The organism is Rubrivivax benzoatilyticus JA2 = ATCC BAA-35 (genome assembly GCF_000190375.1).
Classification (GTDB): Bacteria; Pseudomonadota; Gammaproteobacteria; order Burkholderiales; family Burkholderiaceae_C; genus Rubrivivax; species Rubrivivax benzoatilyticus.
Genome location: NZ_AEWG01000079.1, coordinates 1 through 19,758, shown reverse-complemented (window position 1 = coordinate 19,758; position 19,758 = coordinate 1). Strand labels below are relative to the sequence as shown.

Annotated in this window: 17 protein-coding genes; 11 read left to right on the top strand and 6 right to left on the bottom strand. The window is 68.4% G+C overall.

Annotated features, from left to right (window positions below):
* Positions 1–115: 115 nt before the first annotated feature.
* From acnB to RBXJA2T_RS09795, 3 genes are all read right to left on the bottom strand, one after another.
* On the bottom strand, positions 116–2,707 hold the full coding sequence (gene acnB / locus RBXJA2T_RS09805) for a bifunctional aconitate hydratase 2/2-methylisocitrate dehydratase (RefSeq protein WP_009857201.1): 2,592 nt from the start codon (positions 2,705–2,707) through the stop codon (positions 116–118).
* Between the two features lie 107 nt (positions 2,708–2,814).
* The gene (locus RBXJA2T_RS09800; RefSeq protein ID WP_009857200.1) at positions 2,815–3,828 is read right to left on the bottom strand and encodes an HpcH/HpaI aldolase/citrate lyase family protein; all 1,014 of its coding nucleotides are present in this window, start codon (positions 3,826–3,828) and stop codon (positions 2,815–2,817) included.
* A 98-nt stretch (positions 3,829–3,926) separates the two neighbouring features.
* A complete protein-coding gene (locus tag RBXJA2T_RS09795; protein WP_009857199.1) occupies positions 3,927–4,913 on the bottom strand; it encodes a malate dehydrogenase in 987 nt (328 codons plus the stop codon).
* Between the two features lie 96 nt (positions 4,914–5,009).
* Between RBXJA2T_RS09795 and RBXJA2T_RS09790 the strand changes: the two genes are divergently transcribed.
* The 8 genes from RBXJA2T_RS09790 (at position 5,010) to RBXJA2T_RS09755 (ending at position 11,723) form a co-directional block, all read left to right on the top strand.
* Positions 5,010–5,756, top strand: a complete 747-nt coding sequence (locus tag RBXJA2T_RS09790) for a GntR family transcriptional regulator (protein WP_009857198.1) — start codon at positions 5,010–5,012, stop codon at positions 5,754–5,756.
* A 95-nt stretch (positions 5,757–5,851) separates the two neighbouring features.
* On the top strand, positions 5,852–6,274 hold the full coding sequence (gene sdhC / locus RBXJA2T_RS09785) for a succinate dehydrogenase, cytochrome b556 subunit (RefSeq protein ID WP_009857197.1): 423 nt from the start codon (positions 5,852–5,854) through the stop codon (positions 6,272–6,274).
* A gap of 10 nt (positions 6,275–6,284) precedes the next feature.
* On the top strand, positions 6,285–6,647 hold the full coding sequence (sdhD, locus tag RBXJA2T_RS09780; RefSeq protein ID WP_009857196.1) for a succinate dehydrogenase, hydrophobic membrane anchor protein: 363 nt from the start codon (positions 6,285–6,287) through the stop codon (positions 6,645–6,647).
* A gap of 2 nt (positions 6,648–6,649) precedes the next feature.
* Entirely contained in the window at positions 6,650–8,443 is a 1,794-nt protein-coding gene (gene sdhA / locus RBXJA2T_RS09775; protein ID WP_009857195.1) for a succinate dehydrogenase flavoprotein subunit, read from the top strand.
* A 15-nt stretch (positions 8,444–8,458) separates the two neighbouring features.
* Positions 8,459–9,163 (top strand): succinate dehydrogenase iron-sulfur subunit, encoded by a 705-nt coding sequence (locus tag RBXJA2T_RS09770; protein ID WP_009857194.1) that lies wholly within the window; start codon positions 8,459–8,461, stop codon positions 9,161–9,163.
* A gap of 23 nt (positions 9,164–9,186) precedes the next feature.
* Positions 9,187–9,468: an FAD assembly factor SdhE gene (locus RBXJA2T_RS09765; protein ID WP_009857193.1), complete on the top strand. Its 282-nt coding sequence runs from the start codon at positions 9,187–9,189 to the stop codon at positions 9,466–9,468.
* Positions 9,469–9,487: 19 nt separating this feature from the next.
* Complete coding sequence (gltA, locus tag RBXJA2T_RS09760) at positions 9,488–10,798, top strand: citrate synthase (RefSeq protein ID WP_009857192.1); 1,311 nt, start codon at positions 9,488–9,490, stop codon at positions 10,796–10,798.
* Between the two features lie 10 nt (positions 10,799–10,808).
* Entirely contained in the window at positions 10,809–11,723 is a 915-nt protein-coding gene (locus RBXJA2T_RS09755; RefSeq protein WP_009857191.1) for an HDOD domain-containing protein, read from the top strand.
* 51 nt (positions 11,724–11,774) lie between these two features.
* Here the strand turns inward: RBXJA2T_RS09755 and sucD are convergent, their stop codons facing one another.
* From sucD to RBXJA2T_RS09740, 3 genes are all read right to left on the bottom strand, one after another.
* Entirely contained in the window at positions 11,775–12,668 is an 894-nt protein-coding gene (gene sucD, locus RBXJA2T_RS09750; RefSeq protein ID WP_009857190.1) for a succinate--CoA ligase subunit alpha, read from the bottom strand.
* Positions 12,669–12,689: 21 nt separating this feature from the next.
* Positions 12,690–13,850 carry an ADP-forming succinate--CoA ligase subunit beta gene (gene sucC, locus RBXJA2T_RS09745; RefSeq protein ID WP_009857189.1) on the bottom strand — a complete coding sequence of 387 codons (1,161 nt, stop codon included), beginning with the start codon at positions 13,848–13,850 and terminating at the stop codon, positions 12,690–12,692.
* A gap of 67 nt (positions 13,851–13,917) precedes the next feature.
* Positions 13,918–14,574 (bottom strand): GntR family transcriptional regulator, encoded by a 657-nt coding sequence (locus RBXJA2T_RS09740; RefSeq protein WP_009857188.1) that lies wholly within the window; start codon positions 14,572–14,574, stop codon positions 13,918–13,920.
* Positions 14,575–14,965: 391 nt separating this feature from the next.
* Between RBXJA2T_RS09740 and scpA the strand changes: the two genes are divergently transcribed.
* The 3 genes from scpA to RBXJA2T_RS09725 are packed head-to-tail and all read left to right on the top strand — an operon-like array spanning position 14,966 to position 19,695.
* Positions 14,966–17,137 (top strand): methylmalonyl-CoA mutase, encoded by a 2,172-nt coding sequence (scpA, locus tag RBXJA2T_RS09735; protein WP_009857187.1) that lies wholly within the window; start codon positions 14,966–14,968, stop codon positions 17,135–17,137.
* Between the two features lie 27 nt (positions 17,138–17,164).
* The gene (gene meaB, locus RBXJA2T_RS09730; protein WP_009857186.1) at positions 17,165–18,145 is read left to right on the top strand and encodes a methylmalonyl Co-A mutase-associated GTPase MeaB; all 981 of its coding nucleotides are present in this window, start codon (positions 17,165–17,167) and stop codon (positions 18,143–18,145) included.
* A 17-nt stretch (positions 18,146–18,162) separates the two neighbouring features.
* Positions 18,163–19,695 (top strand): acyl-CoA carboxylase subunit beta, encoded by a 1,533-nt coding sequence (locus tag RBXJA2T_RS09725; protein WP_009857185.1) that lies wholly within the window; start codon positions 18,163–18,165, stop codon positions 19,693–19,695.
* Positions 19,696–19,758: the final 63 nt, after the last annotated feature.

Below are 19,758 nucleotides of genomic sequence, written 5' to 3'. Positions count from 1 at the left end.
GCCCGCGGCACGGGCACCTCGAACGGCCGCGATGCAAAAGGCAAGACCTGACCCCGAGAAGACGAAAAAAAGCCCGCCGGTTGCGGCGGGCTTCGGGTTTGGCGTGGTACGGCGCTCAGACCGTGACCGTCTTCGCCGTCTCCGCGTATTCGGCGATCTGGTCGAAGTTCATGTAGCGGTACACGCTCGCGGCGTCCTGGTTGATGATGCCCATCGCCTCGTGGTACTCGGCCAGCGTCGGGATGCGGCCCAGGCGCGAGCACACCGCGGCCAATTCGGCCGAGCCGAGGAAGACGTTGGTGTTCTTGCCCAGGCGGTTGGGGAAGTTGCGCGTCGAGGTCGACATCACCGTCGCGCCTTCCTTCACCTGCGCCTGGTTGCCCATGCACAGGCTGCAGCCGGGCATCTCGGTGCGCGCGCCGGCGGTGCCGAAGGTGGCGTAGTGGCCTTCCTTGACGAGCTCGTTCTGGTCCATCTTGGTCGGCGGCGCGACCCACAGCTTGACCGGGATGTCGCGCGCCCCGCCCAGCAGCTTGGCCGCGGCGCGGAAGTGGCCGATGTTGGTCATGCACGAGCCGATGAAGGCTTCGTCGATCTTCGTGCCGGAGACCTCGGACATGAACTTCGCGTCGTCCGGGTCGTTCGGGCAGCAGACGATCGGCTCCTTGATGTCGGCGAGGTCGATCTCGATGACCGCGGCGTACTCGGCGTCGGCGTCGGCCTCCAGCAGCTGCGGATTCGCCAGCCAGGCCTCGACGGCCTGGATGCGGCGCTCCAGCGTGCGCTTGTCCTGGTAGCCGTCGGCGATCATGTTCTTCATCAGCACGACGTTGCTCTTCAGGTACTCGATGACCGGTGCCTGGTCGAGCTTGATCGTGCAGCCGGCGGCCGAACGTTCGGCCGAGGCGTCGGAGAGTTCGAACGCCTGTTCGACCTTCAGCTGCGGCAGGCCTTCGATCTCGAGCACGCGGCCGCTGAAGATGTTCTTCTTGCCCTTCTTCTCGACGGTCAGCAGGCCGGCCTTGATGGCGTACAGCGGGATCGCGTGCACCAGGTCGCGCAGCGTGACGCCGGGCTGCATCTGCCCCTTGAAGCGCACCAGCACCGACTCCGGCATGTCCAGCGGCATCACGCCGGTGGCGGCGCCGAAGGCGACGAGGCCCGAGCCCGCCGGGAACGAGATGCCGATCGGGAAACGCGTGTGGCTGTCGCCGCCGGTGCCGACGGTGTCGGGCAGCAGCAGGCGGTTCAGCCAGCTGTGGATGACGCCGTCACCCGGGCGCAGCGCGACGCCGCCGCGGCTGGAGATGAATTGCGGCAGCTCGCGGTGCATCTTCACGTCGACCGCCTTCGGGTAGGCGGCGGTGTGGCAGAAGCTCTGCATCACGAGGTCGGCGCTGAAGCCCAGGCAGGCCAGATCCTTCAGCTCGTCACGCGTCATCGGGCCGGTGGTGTCCTGGCTGCCGACGGTGGTCATTCGCGGCTCGCAGTAGGTGCCCGGGCGGATGCCCCGGCCTTCGGGCAGGCCGCAGGCGCGGCCGACCATCTTCTGCGCCAGCGTGAAGCCGCGGCCGCTGTCCTGCGGCGCGACCGGCAGGCGGAAGGTGGTCGACGCAGGCAGGCCGAGGAACTCGCGCGCCTTGGCGGTCAGCGAGCGGCCGATGATCAGGTTGATGCGGCCGCCGGCACGCACCTCGTCGAGCAGGACCTCGCTCTTGAGCTGGAACTCGGCGACGGTCTCGCCGTTCTTCAGCAGCTTGCCGTCGTAGGGCAGGACTTCGATGACGTCGCCCATCTCGAGCTTGGAGACGTCGACCTCGATCGGCAGCGAACCCGAGTCTTCCTGGGTGTTGAAGAAGATCGGCGCGATCTTGCCGCCCAGTGTGACGCCGCCGAAACGTTTGTTCGGCACGAACGGGATGTCCTGGCCGGTGGCCCAGATGACGCTGTTGGTCGCGCTCTTGCGCGACGAGCCGGTGCCGACGACGTCGCCGACGTAGGCCACGAGGTGGCCCTTGGCCTTCAGCTCGTCGATGAACCTCATCGGGCCACGCTTGCCGTCTTCCTCGGGCTTGAAGGCCGCGTCGGGGCGCGTGTTCTTCAGCATCGCCAGGTAGTGCAGCGGGATGTCCGGGCGGCTCCAAGCGTCGGGCGCCGGCGACAGGTCGTCGGTGTTGGTCTCGCCGGGCACCTTGAAGACGCTGACGGTGATCGACTTCGGCACCTCGGGGCGCGAGGTGAACCACTCGGCGTCGGCCCAGGACTGGATGACTTCCTTGGCCCGGGCGTTGCCGGCGCGCGCCTTCTCGGCGACGTCGTGGAAGTAGTCGAACATCAGCAGGGTCTTCTTCAGGCCCGCGGCGGCGACATCGGCGACCTCGGCGTCGTCCAGCAGTTCGATCAGCGGATGCACGTTGTAGCCGCCGACCATCGTGCCCAGCAGCTCGGTGGCCTTGGCCTTGGAGACGAGGCCGACCTTCAGGTCGCCGTGCGCGACGGCGGCCAGGAACGAGGCCTTGACCTTGGCGGCGTCGTCGACGCCCGGCGGCACGCGGTGGGTCAGCAGATCCAGCAGGAAGGTCTCCTCGCCGGCGGGCGGGTTCTGGATCAGCTCGATCAGCGCGGCGGTCTGCGCGGCGTCCAGCGGCAGCGGCGGGATGCCGAGCGCGGCGCGTTCGGCGACATGTTGGCGGTAGGCGGTCAGCACGGGCGTTCTCCTGCGGCAGGGCGGGTTTCGGGGCGGGCCCCCGGCCTCGCCTCCTGTATTTTATGTCTTATATAAGACTTGAGGCGAGCATCGGGGGGATCGACGGCTCAGGCATCGGCGAAGAAGGCGCGGCGCACCTCGGCGGGCAGTTGCGCGCCGTCGCGGGCGGAGGTCTGGTGGGCGCGCTCCAGCACCTGCCAGAAGTAGCGGTAGCTGGCGCGGTCGTGCAGCGTGTCGCGGTGGCGGATCGGCGCCCAGCCGGCGGCCTGGGCGGCGAAGACGATCTCGATCGCCTGGTCGACTTCGGCGGTGGTCGGCGCGAAGGCGTCGACGATCGGCCGGATCTGCGACGGGTGGATGCTCCACATGCGCGTGTAGCCCAGCCGTCGCGCGGCCTTCTCGGCGGCCGCGGCGATCGCCTTCTCGTCCTTGAACTCGGTGACGACACAGTGCGAGGGCACCTTGCCCCAGCCGTGGCAGGCGGCGGCGATGTCGAGCTTGGCGCGCAGGACCAGCGGGTGCTCGAACTGGCCCTCGACGCCCATCGCGCTCTGCGGGATCGCGCCGCGGTGCGCCGAGACGAAGTCCATCAGCCCGAAGGACAGCGACTCGACACGCGGGTGCGCGGCGAGCGCCTGCACCTCGCGCAGCGCGCCGTGGGTCTCGACCATCGCGTGCAGCGGGATCGTGCGCGCCAGGCCGTGGCGGCGCGAGGCCTCGTCGACGACGGCGGCGGCGCGCTCGAAGTCGGCCAGGCCGCGCGGCTTGGGGATCATCAGATAGGCCAGGCGAGCGCCGACGCGGCCGACGACGAGTTCGGCCACCTGCTCGAAACGCGGGTGGTCGACGGCCTGCAGCCGGATGCCGACGCGGCCGTAGCGGTTGTCCGGCCCGGCGACGAGTTCGGCCATCAGCGCCGCGTGCTCGAGTTCGCCGCCGACCGGTGCGCCGTCCTCGCCGTCGAGCGTGACGTCGAAGATCGGGCCGAGCTCGGCCTGCAGCGCCAGGCTCTTGCGCATGCGTGCCTCGACGCCGCTGTAGTGGTCGCAGACCGGCAGCGCCGGGGCGACGAGCTCGTCGGGGTCGAACAGCGCCTGGCGGGGGTGGACAAGCTCGGTCATCGCGTCTTCCGGTCGGGGAAACGAAAACGGCGCCCGTTGCCGGGCGCCGTCGATTGTTGGGGGCGCGGCGCGATCCGCGCAAGCGCCCGCCGCTGCCGTCAGAGCAGGTCCTGGACGGCGTCGCGCTCGCCGATGAGCTCGGCCAGCGTCTTGTCGATGCAGGCTTGCGAGAACTCGTCGATCGGCAGGCCTTCGACGATCTTGTATTCGCCGTTCTCGCAGGTCACCGGGAAGCCGAACATGACGTCCTTCGGGATGCCGTATTCGCCGTTGCTGGGCACGCCCATCGTGACCCATTCGCCGTGGGTGCCCAGGGCCCAGTCGCGCATGTGGTCGATGGCGGCGTTGGCGGCCGAGGCGGCCGAGGACACGCCTCGGGCGGCGATGATCGCCGCGCCGCGCTTGCCGACGGTCGGCAGGAACACGTCCTTGTTCCAGGCCTGGTCGTTGATCGTGTCCTTGACCGAGGCGCCGTCGATGGTCGCGAAGCGGTAGTCGGCGTACATCGTCGGGCTGTGGTTGCCCCAGACGGCCAGCTTCTTGATCGCCGAGACCGGCTTGCCGGTCTTGGCGGCGATCTGGCTGGCGGCGCGGTTGTGGTCCAGGCGCAGCATGGCGGTGAAGTTGCCGGGCTTGAGGTCCGGCGCGCTCTTCATCGCGATGTAGGCGTTGGTGTTGGCCGGGTTGCCGACGACCAGCACCTTGACGTCACGCGAGGCGACGGCGTTCAGCGCCTTGCCCTGGGCGGTGAAGATCTGGGCGTTGGCGGCCAGCAGGTCGGCGCGCTCCATGCCGGGGCCGCGCGGACGGGCGCCGACGAGCAGCGCGTAGTCGGTGTCCTTGAAGGCGGTCATCGGGTCGGAATGGGCTTCCATGCCGGCCAGCAGCGGGAAGGCGCAGTCCTCGAGTTCCATCATCACGCCGCGCAGCGCTTCCTGGGCCTTCTCGATCGGCAGTTCGAGGAGCTGGAGGATGACGGGCTGGTCCTTGCCCAGCATCTCGCCCGAGGCGATACGGAACAGCAGGGCATAACCGATCTGGCCGGCGGCGCCGGTAACGGCCACGCGGACGGGCTTCTTGCTCATGGGGAGGCTCCTCAGGATGGGGTGTTGGTCGAGGCGCTGGACATTTTAGCGACGGCGCTGACACCACTCTTATGTCTTATGTAAGACAATCGAGCCATGCCCGACGCCGCTCCGGTCGCCGACCCCACCCCGTCCTTCAGCCCGTTGTACCAGCAGATCAAGGGTCTGCTCGTGCGCAGCCTCGAAACCGGTGAGTGGAAGCCCGGTGACGCCATCCCCAGCGAGATGGAGCTGGCGGCGCGCTTCAAGGTCAGCCAGGGCACGGTGCGCAAGGCGATCGACGAACTGGCCACCGAGAACCTGCTGATCCGCCGCCAGGGCAAGGGCACCTTCGTCGCCACCCATGCCGAGGAGCGTGTGCAGTACCGCTTCCTGCGCCTGCGCCCCGACGACGGCGGCGCCGGCGGCATGCAGCGCCGGCTGCTGGACTGCCGCCGCATGCGTGCGCCGCAGGACGTCGCGCGTGCGCTCGACCTGAAGGCGGGCGAGACCGCGGTGCAACTGCGCCGCCTGCTGCTGGCCGACGGCCGGCCGGTCGTGCTCGACGACATCTGGCTGCCCGGCACGCCGTTCAAGGGATTGAGCATCGAGCGCCTGCAAGGCTGGCGCGGGCCGATGTACCGTCTGTTCGAAACCGAATTCGGGGTCCGGATGATCCGGGCCGAAGAGAAGATCCGCGCCGTCGGCGCGGCGCAGGAGGAAGCCGAAGCCTTGGCGATGCCCCTGGGTGCGCCGCTGCTGTCGGTCGAGCGTTTGTCCTTCACCTACGGAGACCGGCCCGTCGAACTGCGGCGCGGGCTTTACAACACGTCTTCCCATCACTACCGCAACGAGCTTTCCTGAACCGCCCAGTTCCGTGTAAGCCTGCCGCGCTGGAATTAGACTCTTTGCGTTGCCGCAAAGCAGCGACGCCGGCGCGAACAAACAGGACAACCCCCATGGCAAGTACCCAACGCCCGGTCTATCGCAACATCCACATCTCGCAGATCGCCAGCTACCGGCTGCCGCTCGCCGGCTTCGTGTCGATCCTGCACCGCATCAGCGGCGCCCTGATGTTCGTGTTGCTGCCCTTCGTCATCTGGCTGTTCGACAACAGCCTGACCTCCGAAATCTCGTTCGACACCTTCACCTCGGCCTTCGTCGCCGGCGTCGGCTTCGTGCCCGCGTTCCTGGTGAAGCTCGTCGTGCTGGCGCTGATCTGGGCCTATCTGCACCACCTCATCGCCGGCATCCGCTACCTCTGGATGGACGTCTCGCACGCCTACTCCAAGCAGAGCGGCCGCTCCTCGGCCATCGTGACGCTCGCGCTGAGCCTGCCGCTCACCGCCTTGCTGGGCGCCAAGCTGTTCGGCCTGTACTGAGGTCTTTCCCATGTCCAAGAACTACGGTCCCGAGCGCCTCGTCGTCGGCGCTCACTACGGTGCGCGCGACTGGCTCGCGCAACGCATCACCGCGGCGCTGATCGCGCTGTTCACCTTCGTGCTGCTGGTGCAGCTGCTCGCGCCGGGCCCGCTCGGCTACGACCGCTGGGCAGGCATCTTCTCGGCGCAATGGATGAAGGTCCTGACCTTCGTCGTCATCGTGTCGCTCGCGTGGCATGCCTGGATCGGCATCCGCGACATCTGGATGGATTACGTCAGGCCCGCCGGCATCCGCCTGGCGCTGCAGGTGCTGTCCATCGTCTGGCTCGTCGGCTGCGCCGGCTGGGCCGTGCAAGTGCTCTGGAGACTCTGACGATGGCCCTCGCCCATCTTCCCAAGCGCAAGTTCGACGTCGTCATCGTCGGTGCCGGCGGTTCCGGCATGCGCGCCTCGCTGCAACTGGCCCGCGCCGGCCTCAACGTCGCCGTGCTGTCCAAGGTGTTCCCGACGCGTTCGCACACCGTCGCGGCCCAGGGCGGCATCGGCGCCAGCCTCGGCAACATGTCCGAGGACAACTGGCACTTCCACTTCTACGACACCGTCAAGGGCTCCGACTGGCTCGGCGACCAGGACGCGATCGAGTTCATGTGCCGCGAGGCGCCGAAGGTCGTCTACGAGCTCGAGCACTTCGGCATGCCGTTCGACCGCAACCCGGACGGCACGATCTACCAGCGCCCGTTCGGCGGCCACACCGCCAACTACGGCGAGAAGCCGGTGCAGCGCGCCTGCGCCGCGGCCGACCGCACCGGCCACGCGATGCTGCACACGCTGTACCAGCAGAACGTCAAGGCACGCACCAACTTCTTCGTCGAGTGGATGGCGCTGGACCTGATCCGCGACGCCGACGGCGACGTGCTCGGCGTCACCGCGCTCGAGATGGAGACCGGTGAAGTGCACGTGCTGCAGGCCAAGTGCACGCTGTTCGCGACCGGCGGCGCCGGCCGCATCTACGCCGCCAGCACCAACGCCTTCATCAACACCGGTGACGGCCTGGGCATGGCCGCACGCGCCGGCGTGCCGCTGCAGGACATGGAGTTCTGGCAGTTCCACCCGACCGGCGTGCACAACGCCGGCGTGCTGCTGACCGAAGGCTGCCGCGGCGAAGGCGCGATCCTGCGCAACGCCAACGGCGAGCGCTTCATGGAGCGCTACGCGCCGACGCTGAAGGACCTCGCGCCGCGCGACTTCGTCTCGCGCTGCATGGACCAGGAGATCAAGGAAGGCCGGGGCTGCGGTCCGAACAAGGACTACATCAACCTCGACATGACCCACCTGGGCGGCGAGACGATCCTGAAGCGCCTGCCCTCGGTCTACGAGATCGGCCACAACTTCGCCAACGTCGACATCACGAAGGAGCCGATCCCCGTCGTGCCGACGATCCACTACCAGATGGGCGGCATCCCGACCAACATCCACGGTCAGGTCGTCGTGCCCAAGGGCGACAAGCCCAACGAGGTGGTCAACGGCTTCTACGCGGTGGGCGAGTGCTCCTGCGTCAGCGTGCACGGCGCCAACCGCCTGGGCACGAACTCGCTGCTCGACCTGCTGGTCTTCGGCCGTGCCGCCGGCAACCACATCGTCGCCAGCGCGCTGGCCAGCCGCAACCACAAGGACCTGCCGGCTGACGCTGCCGACCGCTCGCTCGAGCGCCTGGCCCGCCTGGAGGCCTCGACCTCGGGCGAATACGCCCAGGACGTCGCCAACGACATCCGCAAGACGATGCAGCAGCACGCCGGCGTGTTCCGCACGCAGGCCGTGATGGACGAGGGCGTGACGAAGATCGCCGCCATCGCCGAGCGTGTGAAGGCCATCGGCCTGAAGGACAAGAGCAAGGTGTTCAACACCGCGCGCATCGAGGCGCTGGAGGTCGACAACCTGATCGAGGCCGCGCAGGCGACGATCGTCTCGGCCGCCGCCCGCCACGAGAGCCGCGGCGCGCACACCGTCAACGACTACGGCGACACCCCGCAACACCCGAACGGCCGCAACGACGAGGAGTGGCTCAAGCACACGCTGTGGTTCAGCGAAGGCAGCCGGCTGCAATACAAGCCGGTCAACCTCAAGCCGCTGAGCGTCGACAGCGTTCCGCCCAAGGTCCGTTCGTTCTAAGGCACAGGTTCCGACATGACGCTCCGTACGTTCCAGATCTACCGCTACGACCCGGACAAGGACGCCAAGCCCTACATGCAGACGCTGCAGGTCGAGCTCGACGGCAGCGAACGCATGCTGCTGGACGCGCTGATCAAGCTGAAGGCGGTCGACCCGTCGCTCAGCTTCCGCCGCAGCTGCCGCGAAGGCGTGTGCGGGTCCGACGCGATGAACATCAACGGCAAGAACGGCCTCGCGTGCCTGACCAACATGCGCACGCTGCCGGGCACCGTCGTGCTGCGCCCGCTGCCGGGCCTGCCCGTGATCCGCGACCTGATCGTGGACATGACGAACTTCTTCAAGCAGTACCACTCGATCAAGCCGTACCTGATCAACGACGAGCGCCCGCCCGAGACCGAGCGGCTGCAGTCGCCCGAGGAGCGCGACGAGCTCAACGGCCTGTACGAGTGCATCCTGTGCGCCAGCTGCTCGACGGCCTGCCCGAGCTTCTGGTGGAACCCGGACAAGTTCGTCGGCCCGGCCGGCCTGCTGCAGGCCTACCGCTTCATCGCCGACAGCCGCGACCAGGCGACCAGCGAGCGCCTCGACAACCTCGAGGACCCGTATCGCCTGTACCGCTGCCACACGATCATGAACTGCGTCGACGTCTGCCCGAAGGGGCTGAACCCGACGAAGGCGATCGCCAAGATCAAGGAAATGATGGTCCGCCGCGCCATCTGAGACAAGAAAAGCGACTACGGCTCATGGACGAACGTCTGGACCCCACCGATCTCGGCCGGCTGCGCTGGCGCTGCCGCCGAGGCCTGCTGGAGAACGACCTCTTCGTCGAACGTTTCTTCCGTGATCACGAGGCGACGATCACGAAGCGGCAGGCCCAGGGGCTGATGGCCCTGATGGACCTGCCGGACAACGATCTGCTCGACCTGCTGCTCGGCCGTCGTGAGCTGCAGGGCGAGCTGGATCGACCTGAAGTGCACGAGGTGCTGGCGCAACTGCGCCGTCCCACCGTCCCTGCTTCCGCCTGAGCTCAAGAAAGGCCTCGACATGACCCCCTCCGACGTGAAAGCCACCCTGTCGTTCTCGGACGGCAGCCCGAGCATCGACCTGCCCCTGTACAAGGGCAGCATCGGCCCGGATGTCATCGACATCCGCAAGCTCTACGGCCAGACCGGCAAGTTCACCTACGACCCGGGCTTTCTGAGCACCGCGTCGTGCCAGTCGACGATCACCTACATCGACGGTGACAAGGGGGAGCTGCTGTACCGCGGCTATCCGATCGAGCAGCTCGCCACGCAGTGCGACTTCCTCGACACCTGCTACCTGCTGCTCTACGGAGAGCTGCCGAACGAGCAGAAGCAGAAGGACTTCCACAAGCTCGTGTCCGAGCACACGATGGTGCACGAGCAGATGCAGTTCTTCCTGCGCGGCTTCCGTCGTGACGCGCACCCGATGGCGGTGCTGACGGGCCTCGTCGGCGCGCTGTCGGCCTTCTATCACGACAGCACCGACATCACGAACCCGAAGCACCGCGACATCGCGGCGATCCGCCTGATCGCCAAGATGCCGACGCTGGTCGCGATGGCCTACAAGTACGGCGAGGGCCAGCCCTACGTCTACCCGCGCAACAAGCTCTCGTACGCCGGGAACTTCATGCGCATGATGTTCGCGACGCCGTGCGAGGACTACGAGCCCAACGAGGTGCTGGTGCGCGCGATGGACCGCATCTTCATCCTGCACGCCGACCACGAGCAGAACGCCTCGACCTCGACGGTGCGCCTGTGCGGCAGCTCGGGCACCAACCCGTTCGCGGCGATCGCCGCCGGTGTGGCCTGCCTCTGGGGCCCGGCACACGGCGGCGCCAACGAGGCGGCGCTGAACATGCTGGAGGACATCCAGCGCAACGGCGGCGTCGAGAAGATCGGCGAGTTCATCAAGCAGGTGAAGGACAAGAACTCCTCCGTCAAGCTGATGGGCTTCGGCCACCGGGTCTACAAGAACTACGACCCGCGCGCCAAGCTGATGCGCGAGACCTGCCACGAGGTGCTGGGTGCGCTGGGCCTGGAGAACGACCCGCTGTTCAAGCTCGCGATGTCGCTCGAGAAGATCGCGCTGGAAGACGAGTACTTCGTCGCCCGCAAGCTCTACCCGAACGTCGACTTCTACTCGGGCATCGTGCAGCGCGCGATCGGCATCCCGGTCTCGCTGTTCACCGCCATCTTCGCGCTGGCGCGCACGGTGGGCTGGATCGCCCAGCTCAACGAGATGATCGGCGACCCCGAGTACAAGATCGGCCGTCCGCGCCAGCTCTTCGTCGGTTCGCCGCGCCGCGACGTCCCGCCGCTCGCGCAACGCTGACGAACCGGCGATGAGCTGGCTGGCCCGGCTGTTCGCGCCGCGGCGCCGCGAGGCGACGCGTGCGGCAGTCCCGGTGCCGGCCCTGCGGCCCGATGCGGCGGCGCCTGCCGCCGCGATCGGCCAGACGCCCCCTGCGGCGCCCCCGGTTCCGCTGCTGTGCTGGCTGCTCGGTGCCGAGGCGCCGGCCGCCGGCCCGGCGACCGCCGCCGAGGCCCGGGCGCTGGAGGCCATCGACGCAGTGCTCGCCCAGCCCGGCCTGCCCGAGGACCTGCTGCCGCGGGCCGCGGCGCTGGTGCCGCAGCTGCTGGCGATGCTGCGTCAGGGCGACCAGCTGCCGGTCCCGGCGATGGCGCAGCGTGTCTCGCGCGACGTCGTGCTGACCGCCGAGGTGCTCAAGCTGGCCGGCAGCGCCTACTACCGTGGCCGTGGCGAGGCCGCCGACCTGCAGCAATCGATCTCGCTGATCGGCGTGCAGGGGCTGCAGACGGTCATCGCGCGCGTCGTGCTCAAGCCGATCTACGACCATGCGCCCGGCCCCTGGAGCCGCAGCGCCGGCGCCCGCCTGTGGGCTCATTCCGAGGCGCTGGCCGCGGAGTGCGCGCTGCGCGCCGAGGGCGTGCCGGTGTTCGACGCCTACCTCACCGGGCTGCTGCACGACAGCGGCTGGACGGCAGCGCTGAACCTGCTTGACCGCGGTGGCACCGCGCCCGCGCCGCCGAGCGAAGCCTTCTGCGCCGCGCTCGAACGCCGCGCCTACCGGCTTTTCGGCCGCGCCGCCCGGCGCTGGGCGATCACGCCGGCTTTTGCCGAGCTGGGTGCCGACACGCTGCGCCACCCCTTGGCCACCAGCCCGCATCCGCTGGCCGTCGTGCTGCGCCAGGCGATGCCGGCGGCGCTGGAACGCGCGCGCGACGAGACGGCCTGAAACACCGAGGCCCGGACGTGCCGGGCCTCATTCAGTGGCGGCGCGTGCCGCTCAGATCAGCTTCTGCAGCAGCCGCCCCATCTCGGACGGGTTGCGCGTGATCGTGAAGCCGCACTCCTCCATGATCGCCAGCTTGGCATCCGCCGTGTCGGCGCCGCCGGAGATCAGCGCGCCGGCATGGCCCATGCGCTTGCCCGCCGGCGCGGTGACGCCGGCGATGAAGCCGACCACCGGCTTCTTCATGTGCTCCTTGCACCAGCGCGCCGCGTCGGCTTCGTCGGGGCCGCCGATCTCGCCGATCATGATCACCGCGTCGGTGTCCGGGTCCTCGTTGAACAGGCGCATCACGTCGATGTGCTTGAGCCCGTTGATCGGGTCGCCGCCGATGCCCACCGCGCTGCTCTGGCCGATGCCGAGTTCGGAGAGCTGCGCCACCGCTTCATAGGTCAGCGTGCCCGAGCGCGACACGACACCGATGCGGCCCTTCTTGTGGATATGGCCCGGCATGATGCCGATCTTGATCTCCTCGGGCGTGATCGTTCCCGGGCAGTTCGGCCCCAGCAGCAGCGTCTTCTTGCCGCCGGCGGCTTCCTTGGCCTTCATCCGGTTGCGCACCTCGAGCATGTCCTTGATCGGGATGCCTTCGGTGATGCAGATCGCCAGGTCCAGCTCGGCTTCCACCGCTTCCCAGATCGCCGCCGCGGCGCCGGCCGGCGGCACGTAGATGACGCTGACGGTGGCGCCGGTCTGCGCCGCCGCTTCCTTGACGCTGGCGTAGATCGGGATGCCCTCGAAGTCCTCGCCGGCCTTCTTCGGGTTCACGCCGGCGACGAAGCAGTTGCGGCCGTTAGCGTAGTCGCGGCACATGTGGGTGTGGAACTGGCCCGTCTTGCCGGTGATGCCCTGCGTGATGACGCGGGTGTCCTTGTTGATCAGGATGCTCATGGGATCTTCCTGCTTCGCGGATTACTGGACGGCCTTGACGATCGCGGTGGCCGCTTCGGCCATCGTGTCGGCGGCGATGATCGGCAGGCCCGAGTCGGCCAGCATCTTCTTGCCCAGGTCCTCGTTGGTGCCCTTCATGCGCACCACCAGCGGCACCTGCAGGTTCACCGCCTTGCACGCGGCGATGACGCCTTCGGCGATGGTGTCGCACTTCATGATGCCGCCGAAGATGTTGACGAGGATGCCTTTCACCTCGGGGTTCTTCAGCATGATCTTGAAGGCCTCGGTGACCTTCTCGGCGCTCGCGCCGCCGCCGACGTCCAGGAAGTTCGCCGGCTCGCCGCCGAAGAGCTTGATGGTGTCCATCGTCGCCATCGCCAGGCCGGCGCCGTTGACCAGGCAGCCGATGTTGCCGTCCAGGCTGATGTAGCTGAGGTCGAACTTGCTGGCCTCGACCTCGGCCGGGTCCTCTTCGTCCAGATCCCGGTAGGCGACGATCTCCGGATGCCGGAACAGCGCGTTGGCGTCGAAGTTGAACTTCGCGTCCAGCGCCTTGATGCCGCCGTGGCCTTCGAGGATCAGCGGGTTGATCTCGGCGAGGCTGGCGTCGCTGGCCATGTAGCAGGCGTAGAGCTTCTGGAACACGTCGACCGCTTGCGCCTGGCTGGCCTCGGGCACGCCGATGCCCACCGCCAGTTCACGCGCCTGGGCTTCCGTCAGGCCCACCAGCGGGTCGACGAAGACCTTGAGGATCTTCTCCGGCGTGGCGTGCGCCACCTCCTCGATGTCCATGCCGCCTTCGGAGGACGCCATCAGCGCCACCTTCTGCGTCGCGCGGTCGGTGAGCGCGGCGACGTAGTACTCCTTGCGGATGTCGGCGCCTTCCTCGACCAGCAGCCGGCGCACCTTCTGGCCCTCGGGGCCGGTCTGGTGGGTGACGAGCTGCATGCCCAGGATCTGCGAGGCCAGCGTCTCGACCTCGGCCAGCGAACGTGCGAGCTTGACGCCGCCACCCTTGCCGCGCCCGCCGGCGTGGATCTGGGCCTTGACCACCCACACCGAGCCGCCGAGCTTCTGCGCCGCCTCCAGCGCTTCCTGCACCGTGAATGCCGCATAACCTCGCGGCACCGGCACCCCGTGCGCGCGCAGCAGTTCCTTGGCCTGGTATTCGTGGATCTTCATGCCTGGTGGTCCTCGTCGTGAAGTCTTGCCAGTGTGGGCCGCGCGTCTGACCCGAGCCTAACGGCGGTCAAGCCGCGGCCGCGAGCCCGTTGTCGAAGTGCGCGTGCATCAGCCGTCGCGCCGCCTCGCCGTCGCGGGCGAGGATCGCCTCGACCAGCGCACGGTGCTCGGCCAGCGACTCCTCGATGCGCCCGTGCTTGAACAGCGAGTGGTGGCGGTTGAGTTTCATGACCTTGCGCAGGTCGGTCACCACCTGGGTCGCCCAGCGGTTTCCGGCCGCGTCGAGCAGCGCCATGTGGAACTCCTCGTTGGTCGCGAAGAAGACGTCGCGATCGCCGGTCTCGGTCTCCAGCCGCGCATGCAGGCGGCGCAGGCGCTCGCGGTGGGCCTCGTCGGCGCGGGTGGCCACGGTGGCCGCGGCGTCGCTCTCCAGCAGCGCGAGCAGGTGGTAGACCTGGGCGACGTCGGCGGTGGACATCTCGGTGACGTAGGCGCCGCGGCGCACCTTCATCGTCACCAGGCCTTCGGTGGCCAGCACCTTCAGCGCCTCGCGCAGCGGCGTGCGGCTGATGCCGAACTCGGCGCACAGCTTCAGTTCGTCGATCCAGCTGCCGGGTTCGAGCCGGCGGGAGAAAATCTGCTGGCGCAGCCGTTCCGCGACTTCCTCGTAGAGGGCGCGGGGTGACAGCGGGCGGGCATCGGGGCGGTGCGGGACGTCGGCCACAGGCGAGCGGGGCAGGGTGGTCGGCGGGGCCGAGGGTGGATCTGAATTCATAATTTTGCATCACGCATCGGATGTGCCAGGTGCCTTGGTTCTAGGGAAAACCCCAAAATCGCAGCTCCGGCGTGGTGCAAGTCGTCGCCTCGCCTTCGGGTGCCGGGCCGCGAGCCGGGTCCGTTCGGTTGGCGTCGGCGAGGCTAGCGGCCATCGCCTGGGTGTCCCGCCTGCAGCGGGCGAGCGCGGGTGCTCACGAAGCCTGCGAAGGCCCGGGTGGGCGCCGAACCCGGTCTCGGGGGGGCGCCGTTAACCGACGTGTCAGGATCGTGTCGGACGCAGGAATTTATAATTATTCATGACAGCGGGCCCGGCGGCTTGCACAGCAGGAGACATCTCGATGAGCAACAGCCCCGACCCGCGCGAGAGCGGCGAGTTCGCCCCGTCGTCCCTCGAACAATGGCACAAGGCTGCCGCCAAGTCCGCGCCGGGTGGTGACGTCGAGGCGCTGAACTGGCAGACGCCCGAGGGCCTGACCGTCAAGCCGCTGTACACCGCGGCCGACACCGCCGACCTGCCCTACGCCGACACGCTGCCGGGCTTCGAGCCCTTCATCCGCGGCCCGCAGGCGACGATGTACGCGGTGCGCCCGTGGACCATCCGCCAGTACGCCGGCTTCTCCACCGCCGAGGAGTCGAACGCCTTCTACCGCAAGGCGCTGGCCGCCGGCGGCCAGGGCGTGTCGGTGGCCTTCGACCTGGCCACGCACCGCGGTTACGACAGCGACCATCCGCGCGTCACCGGCGACGTCGGCAAGGCCGGCGTGGCGATCGACTCGGTCGAGGACATGAAGATCCTGTTCGACGGCATCCCGCTGGACAAGGTCAGCGTCTCGATGACGATGAACGGCGCGGTGCTGCCGGTGCTCGCCGGTTACGTCGTCGCCGCCGAGGAGCAGGGCGTCGCCCAGGACCAGCTGTCGGGGACCATCCAGAACGACATCCTCAAGGAGTTCATGGTCCGCAACACGTACATCTATCCGCCCGAGCCTTCGATGCGGATCGTCGCGGACATCATCGAGTACACGGCACGCCAGATGCCGAAGTTCAACTCGATCTCGATCTCCGGCTACCACATGCAGGAGGCGGGTGCGAACCAGGCGCTGGAACTCGCCTTCACGCTGGCCGACGGCAAGGAGTACGTGAAGACCGCCATCGCGCGTGGCCTGGACGTCGACGAGTTCGCCGGTCGCCTGAGCTTCTTCTGGGCGATCGGGATGAACTTCTATCTCGAGATCGCCAAGATGCGCGCCGCGCGCCTGCTGTGGTGCCGCATCATGAAGGGCTTCAACGCGAAGAAGCCCAAGAGCCTGATGCTGCGCACGCACTGCCAGACCTCGGGCTGGAGCCTCACCGAGCAGGACCCGTACAACAACATCGTGCGCACGACGGTCGAGGCGATGGCCGCGGTCTTCGGCGGCACGCAGAGCCTGCACACCAACAGCTTCGACGAGGCGATCGCGCTGCCCACCGAGTTCAGCTCGCGCATCGCCCGCAACACCCAGCTGATCATCCAGGAAGAGACCCAGATCACGAAGGTTGTCGACCCGTGGGCCGGCAGCTACCTGATGGAGAAGCTGACCCAGGACATGGCCGACAAGGCCTGGGCGATCATCGAGGAAGTCGAGGCCATGGGCGGCATGACCCGCGCCGTCGACTCGGGCTGGGCCAAGCTGAAGATCGAGGCCAGCGCCGCCGAGAAGCAGGCGCGCATCGACTCCGGCCAGGACGTCATCGTCGGCGTCAACAAGTACCGCAACACCAAGCAGGACAAGGTCGAGATCCTCGAGGTCGACAACGTCAAGGTGCGCGACGCGCAGATCGCCCGCCTGACGCAGGTGCGCGCCGCACGCGACGGCGCCAAGGTGCAGGCCGCGCTGGAAGCGCTGACCGCCGCCGCGCACAGCGGCGAAGGCAACCTGCTCGGCCTGGCCATCGACGCGATGCGCGTGCGCGCCACCGTCGGCGAGGTCAGCGACGCGCTGGAGAAGGTCTACGGGCGCCACCGCGCCGACATCCAGAAGGTGACCGGGGTGTACGCAGCCGCCTACGACAGCGCCGAGGGCTGGGACAAGCTCAAGGCCGAGATCGACGAGTTCGCCGAACAGCAGGGCCGCCGCCCGCGCGTGATGATCGCCAAGCTGGGCCAGGACGGCCACGACCGCGGCGCCAAGGTCGTGGCCACGGCCTTCGCCGACCTGGGCTTCGACGTCGACATCGGCGCGCTGTTCCAGACGCCCGAGGAATGCGCGCGCCAGGCGATCGAGAACGACGTGCACGCGGTCGGCGTCAGCACGCTGGCCGCCGGCCACAAGACGCTGGTGCCGGCGATCATCAACGCGCTGAAGGCCCAGGGCGGCGACGACATCGTCGTCTTCGCCGGCGGCGTGATCCCGCAGCAGGACTACGACTTCCTCTTCGAGGCCGGCGTCAAGGGCATCTACGGCCCCGGCACGCCGATCCCGGCCAGCGCCAAGGACGTGCTCGAGCAGATCAAGAAGGCGCTGGGCTGAGCCCGTCGCCGCCGTCTCGAGAAGTCCATGCCTGACCCCGACCAGGCGCTGCTCGCGTCCTTGCTCGGCCCCGCGGGGCCGATGCAGCGGCGCGCGCTGGCCAAGACCATCACGCTGCTGGAGTCCACGCGCGCCGACCACCGCCTGCGCGCCGACGAACTCCTCAACGCCGTGCTGCCGCACACCGGGCGCGCCTTGCGCCTGGGCATCAGCGGCGTGCCCGGTGTGGGCAAGAGCACCTTCATCGAAGCGCTGGGCCTGCACCTGATCGGCCGCGGCCACCGCGTCGCGGTGCTCGCCGTCGACCCCTCGTCCAGCGTCTCCGGCGGCTCGATCCTCGGCGACAAGACGCGCATGGAGCGGCTGTCCTCCGACGAGCGCGCCTTCATCCGCCCCAGCCCGGCCGGCCGCACGCTGGGCGGCGTGGCCGAGAAGACGCGCGAGGCGATGCTGGTCTGCGAGGCCGCCGGCCACGACGTCGTCATCGTCGAGACCGTCGGCGTCGGCCAGAGCGAGACCGCGGTCGCCAACATGACCGACATGTTCGTGCTGCTGCAGCTGCCCAACGCCGGCGACGACCTGCAGGCGATCAAGAAGGGCGTGATGGAGCTGGCCGACCTGGTGGTCATCAACAAGGCCGACCTCGACCCCGACGCCGCGACGCGCGCCCGGGCCCAGATCACCAGCGCGCTGCGTTTCCTGGGGCCGCACGCCGCCGCCCCGGCGCAGGTGCTGCAGCTCAGCGCGCTGAAGGGCAGCGGGCTCGACGAATTCTGGGCCGCGGTCTCGGGCTTCAACGAGCGCCAGCGCACCAGCGGCCGGCTCGCCGCACGCCGCCGCGCGCAGGACGAAGCCTGGATGTGGGACCGCATCGAAGCCGGCCTGCGCCAGCGCTTCAAGCAACACCCGGCGGTGCGCGACGCGCTGCCGGCGATCACCGACGACGTGCTCTCCGGGCGGCTGGCCGCCTCGGTGGCGGCGCGCCGCCTGCTCGACCTGATGGACTGACCGAGGAGACAGACTTCATGCACGACATCATCGAACAACTCGAGAAGAAGCGCGCCGCCGCCCGCCTGGGCGGGGGCCAGAAGCGCATCGACTCGCAGCATGCCAAGGGCAAGCTGACGGCACGCGAGCGCATCGAGCTGCTGCTCGACGAAGGCACGTTCGAGGAATGGGACATGTTCGTCGAACACCGCTGCACGGAGTTCGGCATGGCCGGCAAGACGATCCCGGGCGACGGCGTCGTCACCGGCTACGGCATGATCAACGGCCGCCTGGTGTTCGTCTTCAGCCAGGACTTCACCGTCTTCGGCGGCGCGCTGTCGGAAGCGCACGCCGAGAAGATCTGCAAGATCATGGACCAGGCGATGAAGGTCGGTGCCCCGGTCATCGGCCTGAACGACTCGGGCGGCGCACGCATCCAGGAAGGCGTGGCCTCGCTGGGCGGTTATGCCGAGGTCTTCCAGCGCAACGTGATGGCCTCCGGCGTCGTGCCGCAGATCAGCCTGATCATGGGCCCCTGCGCCGGCGGCGCCGTGTACTCGCCGGCGATGACCGACTTCATCTTCATGGTGAAGGACAGCTCGTACATGTTCGTCACCGGCCCGGACGTCGTGAAGACCGTGACGCACGAGGAAGTCACCGCCGAGGAGCTGGGCGGCGCGATCACCCACACGACCAAGAGCGGCGTCGCCGACCTCGCCTTCGACAACGACGTCGAGGCGATCCTGATGCTGCGCCGCTTCTTCAACTACATCCCGCTGAACAACCGCGAGCGCGCCCCGGTGCGCCCCAGCGGCGACCCGGCGGAGCGCATCGACGAGTCGCTGGACACGCTGGTTCCGGACAACCCGAACAAGCCCTACGACATGAAGGAGCTGATCACGAAGGTGGTCGACGACCGCGAGTTCTTCGAGATCCAGCCCGACAACGCCAAGAACATCGTCGTCGGCTTCGGCCGCATGAACGGCGAGGCCGTCGGCATCGTCGCCAACAACCCGATGGTCCTGGCCGGCTGCCTGGACATCAAGAGCAGCATCAAGGCGGCGCGCTTCGTGCGCTTCTGCGACGCCTTCAACATCCCGGTCGTGACCTTCGTCGACGTGCCCGGCTTCATGCCCGGCACCTCGCAGGAGTACGGCGGCATCATCAAGCACGGCGCCAAGCTGCTGTACGCGTATGCCGAGTGCACGGTGCCCAAGATCACCGTCATCACGCGCAAGGCCTACGGCGGCGCCTACGACGTGATGAGCTCCAAGCACCTGCGCGGCGACGTCAACTTCGCCTGGCCCAACGCCGAGATCGCGGTGATGGGCGCCAAGGGCGCGGTCGAGATCATCTTCCGCGAAGACAAGGCCGACCCGGCCAAGCTCGCCGCGCGCGAAGCCGAATACAAGGCGCGTTTCGCCAACCCCTTCGTGGCCGGCGCCCGCGGCTACATCGACGACGTCATCCAGCCGCACGAGACGCGCAAGCGCATCTGCCGCTCGCTGGCGATGCTCAAGGACAAGAAGCTGGAAAACCCGTGGCGCAAGCACGGGAACATCCCTCTTTGATGCATTCCTCCCTCTCCCGCGGCTGCGGGAGAGGGCAGGGGGTGAGGGTGACCGCGTACCAAG

Bases quoted from the DNA above. Each gene is read 5' to 3' on its own strand.
- meaB (WP_009857186.1), top strand. From the start codon at position 17,165: ATGCCTGACCCCGACCAGGCGCTGCTCGCGTCCTTGCTCGGCCCCGCG.
- sdhA (WP_009857195.1), top strand. From the start codon at position 6,650: ATGGCCCTCGCCCATCTTCCCAAGCGCAAGTTCGACGTCGTCATCGTC.
- RBXJA2T_RS09800 (WP_009857200.1), bottom strand. From the start codon at position 3,828: ATGACCGAGCTTGTCCACCCCCGCCAGGCGCTGTTCGACCCCGACGAG.
- sdhD (WP_009857196.1), top strand. From the start codon at position 6,285: ATGTCCAAGAACTACGGTCCCGAGCGCCTCGTCGTCGGCGCTCACTAC.
- RBXJA2T_RS09795 (WP_009857199.1), bottom strand. From the start codon at position 4,913: ATGAGCAAGAAGCCCGTCCGCGTGGCCGTTACCGGCGCCGCCGGCCAG.
- sdhC (WP_009857197.1), top strand. From the start codon at position 5,852: ATGGCAAGTACCCAACGCCCGGTCTATCGCAACATCCACATCTCGCAG.
- sucC (WP_009857189.1), bottom strand. From the start codon at position 13,850: ATGAAGATCCACGAATACCAGGCCAAGGAACTGCTGCGCGCGCACGGG.
- sucD (WP_009857190.1), bottom strand. From the start codon at position 12,668: ATGAGCATCCTGATCAACAAGGACACCCGCGTCATCACGCAGGGCATC.
- RBXJA2T_RS09765 (WP_009857193.1), top strand. From the start codon at position 9,187: ATGGACGAACGTCTGGACCCCACCGATCTCGGCCGGCTGCGCTGGCGC.
- RBXJA2T_RS09790 (WP_009857198.1), top strand. From the start codon at position 5,010: ATGCCCGACGCCGCTCCGGTCGCCGACCCCACCCCGTCCTTCAGCCCG.
- gltA (WP_009857192.1), top strand. From the start codon at position 9,488: ATGACCCCCTCCGACGTGAAAGCCACCCTGTCGTTCTCGGACGGCAGC.
- scpA (WP_009857187.1), top strand. From the start codon at position 14,966: ATGAGCAACAGCCCCGACCCGCGCGAGAGCGGCGAGTTCGCCCCGTCG.
- RBXJA2T_RS09770 (WP_009857194.1), top strand. From the start codon at position 8,459: ATGACGCTCCGTACGTTCCAGATCTACCGCTACGACCCGGACAAGGAC.
- RBXJA2T_RS09755 (WP_009857191.1), top strand. From the start codon at position 10,809: ATGAGCTGGCTGGCCCGGCTGTTCGCGCCGCGGCGCCGCGAGGCGACG.
- RBXJA2T_RS09725 (WP_009857185.1), top strand. From the start codon at position 18,163: ATGCACGACATCATCGAACAACTCGAGAAGAAGCGCGCCGCCGCCCGC.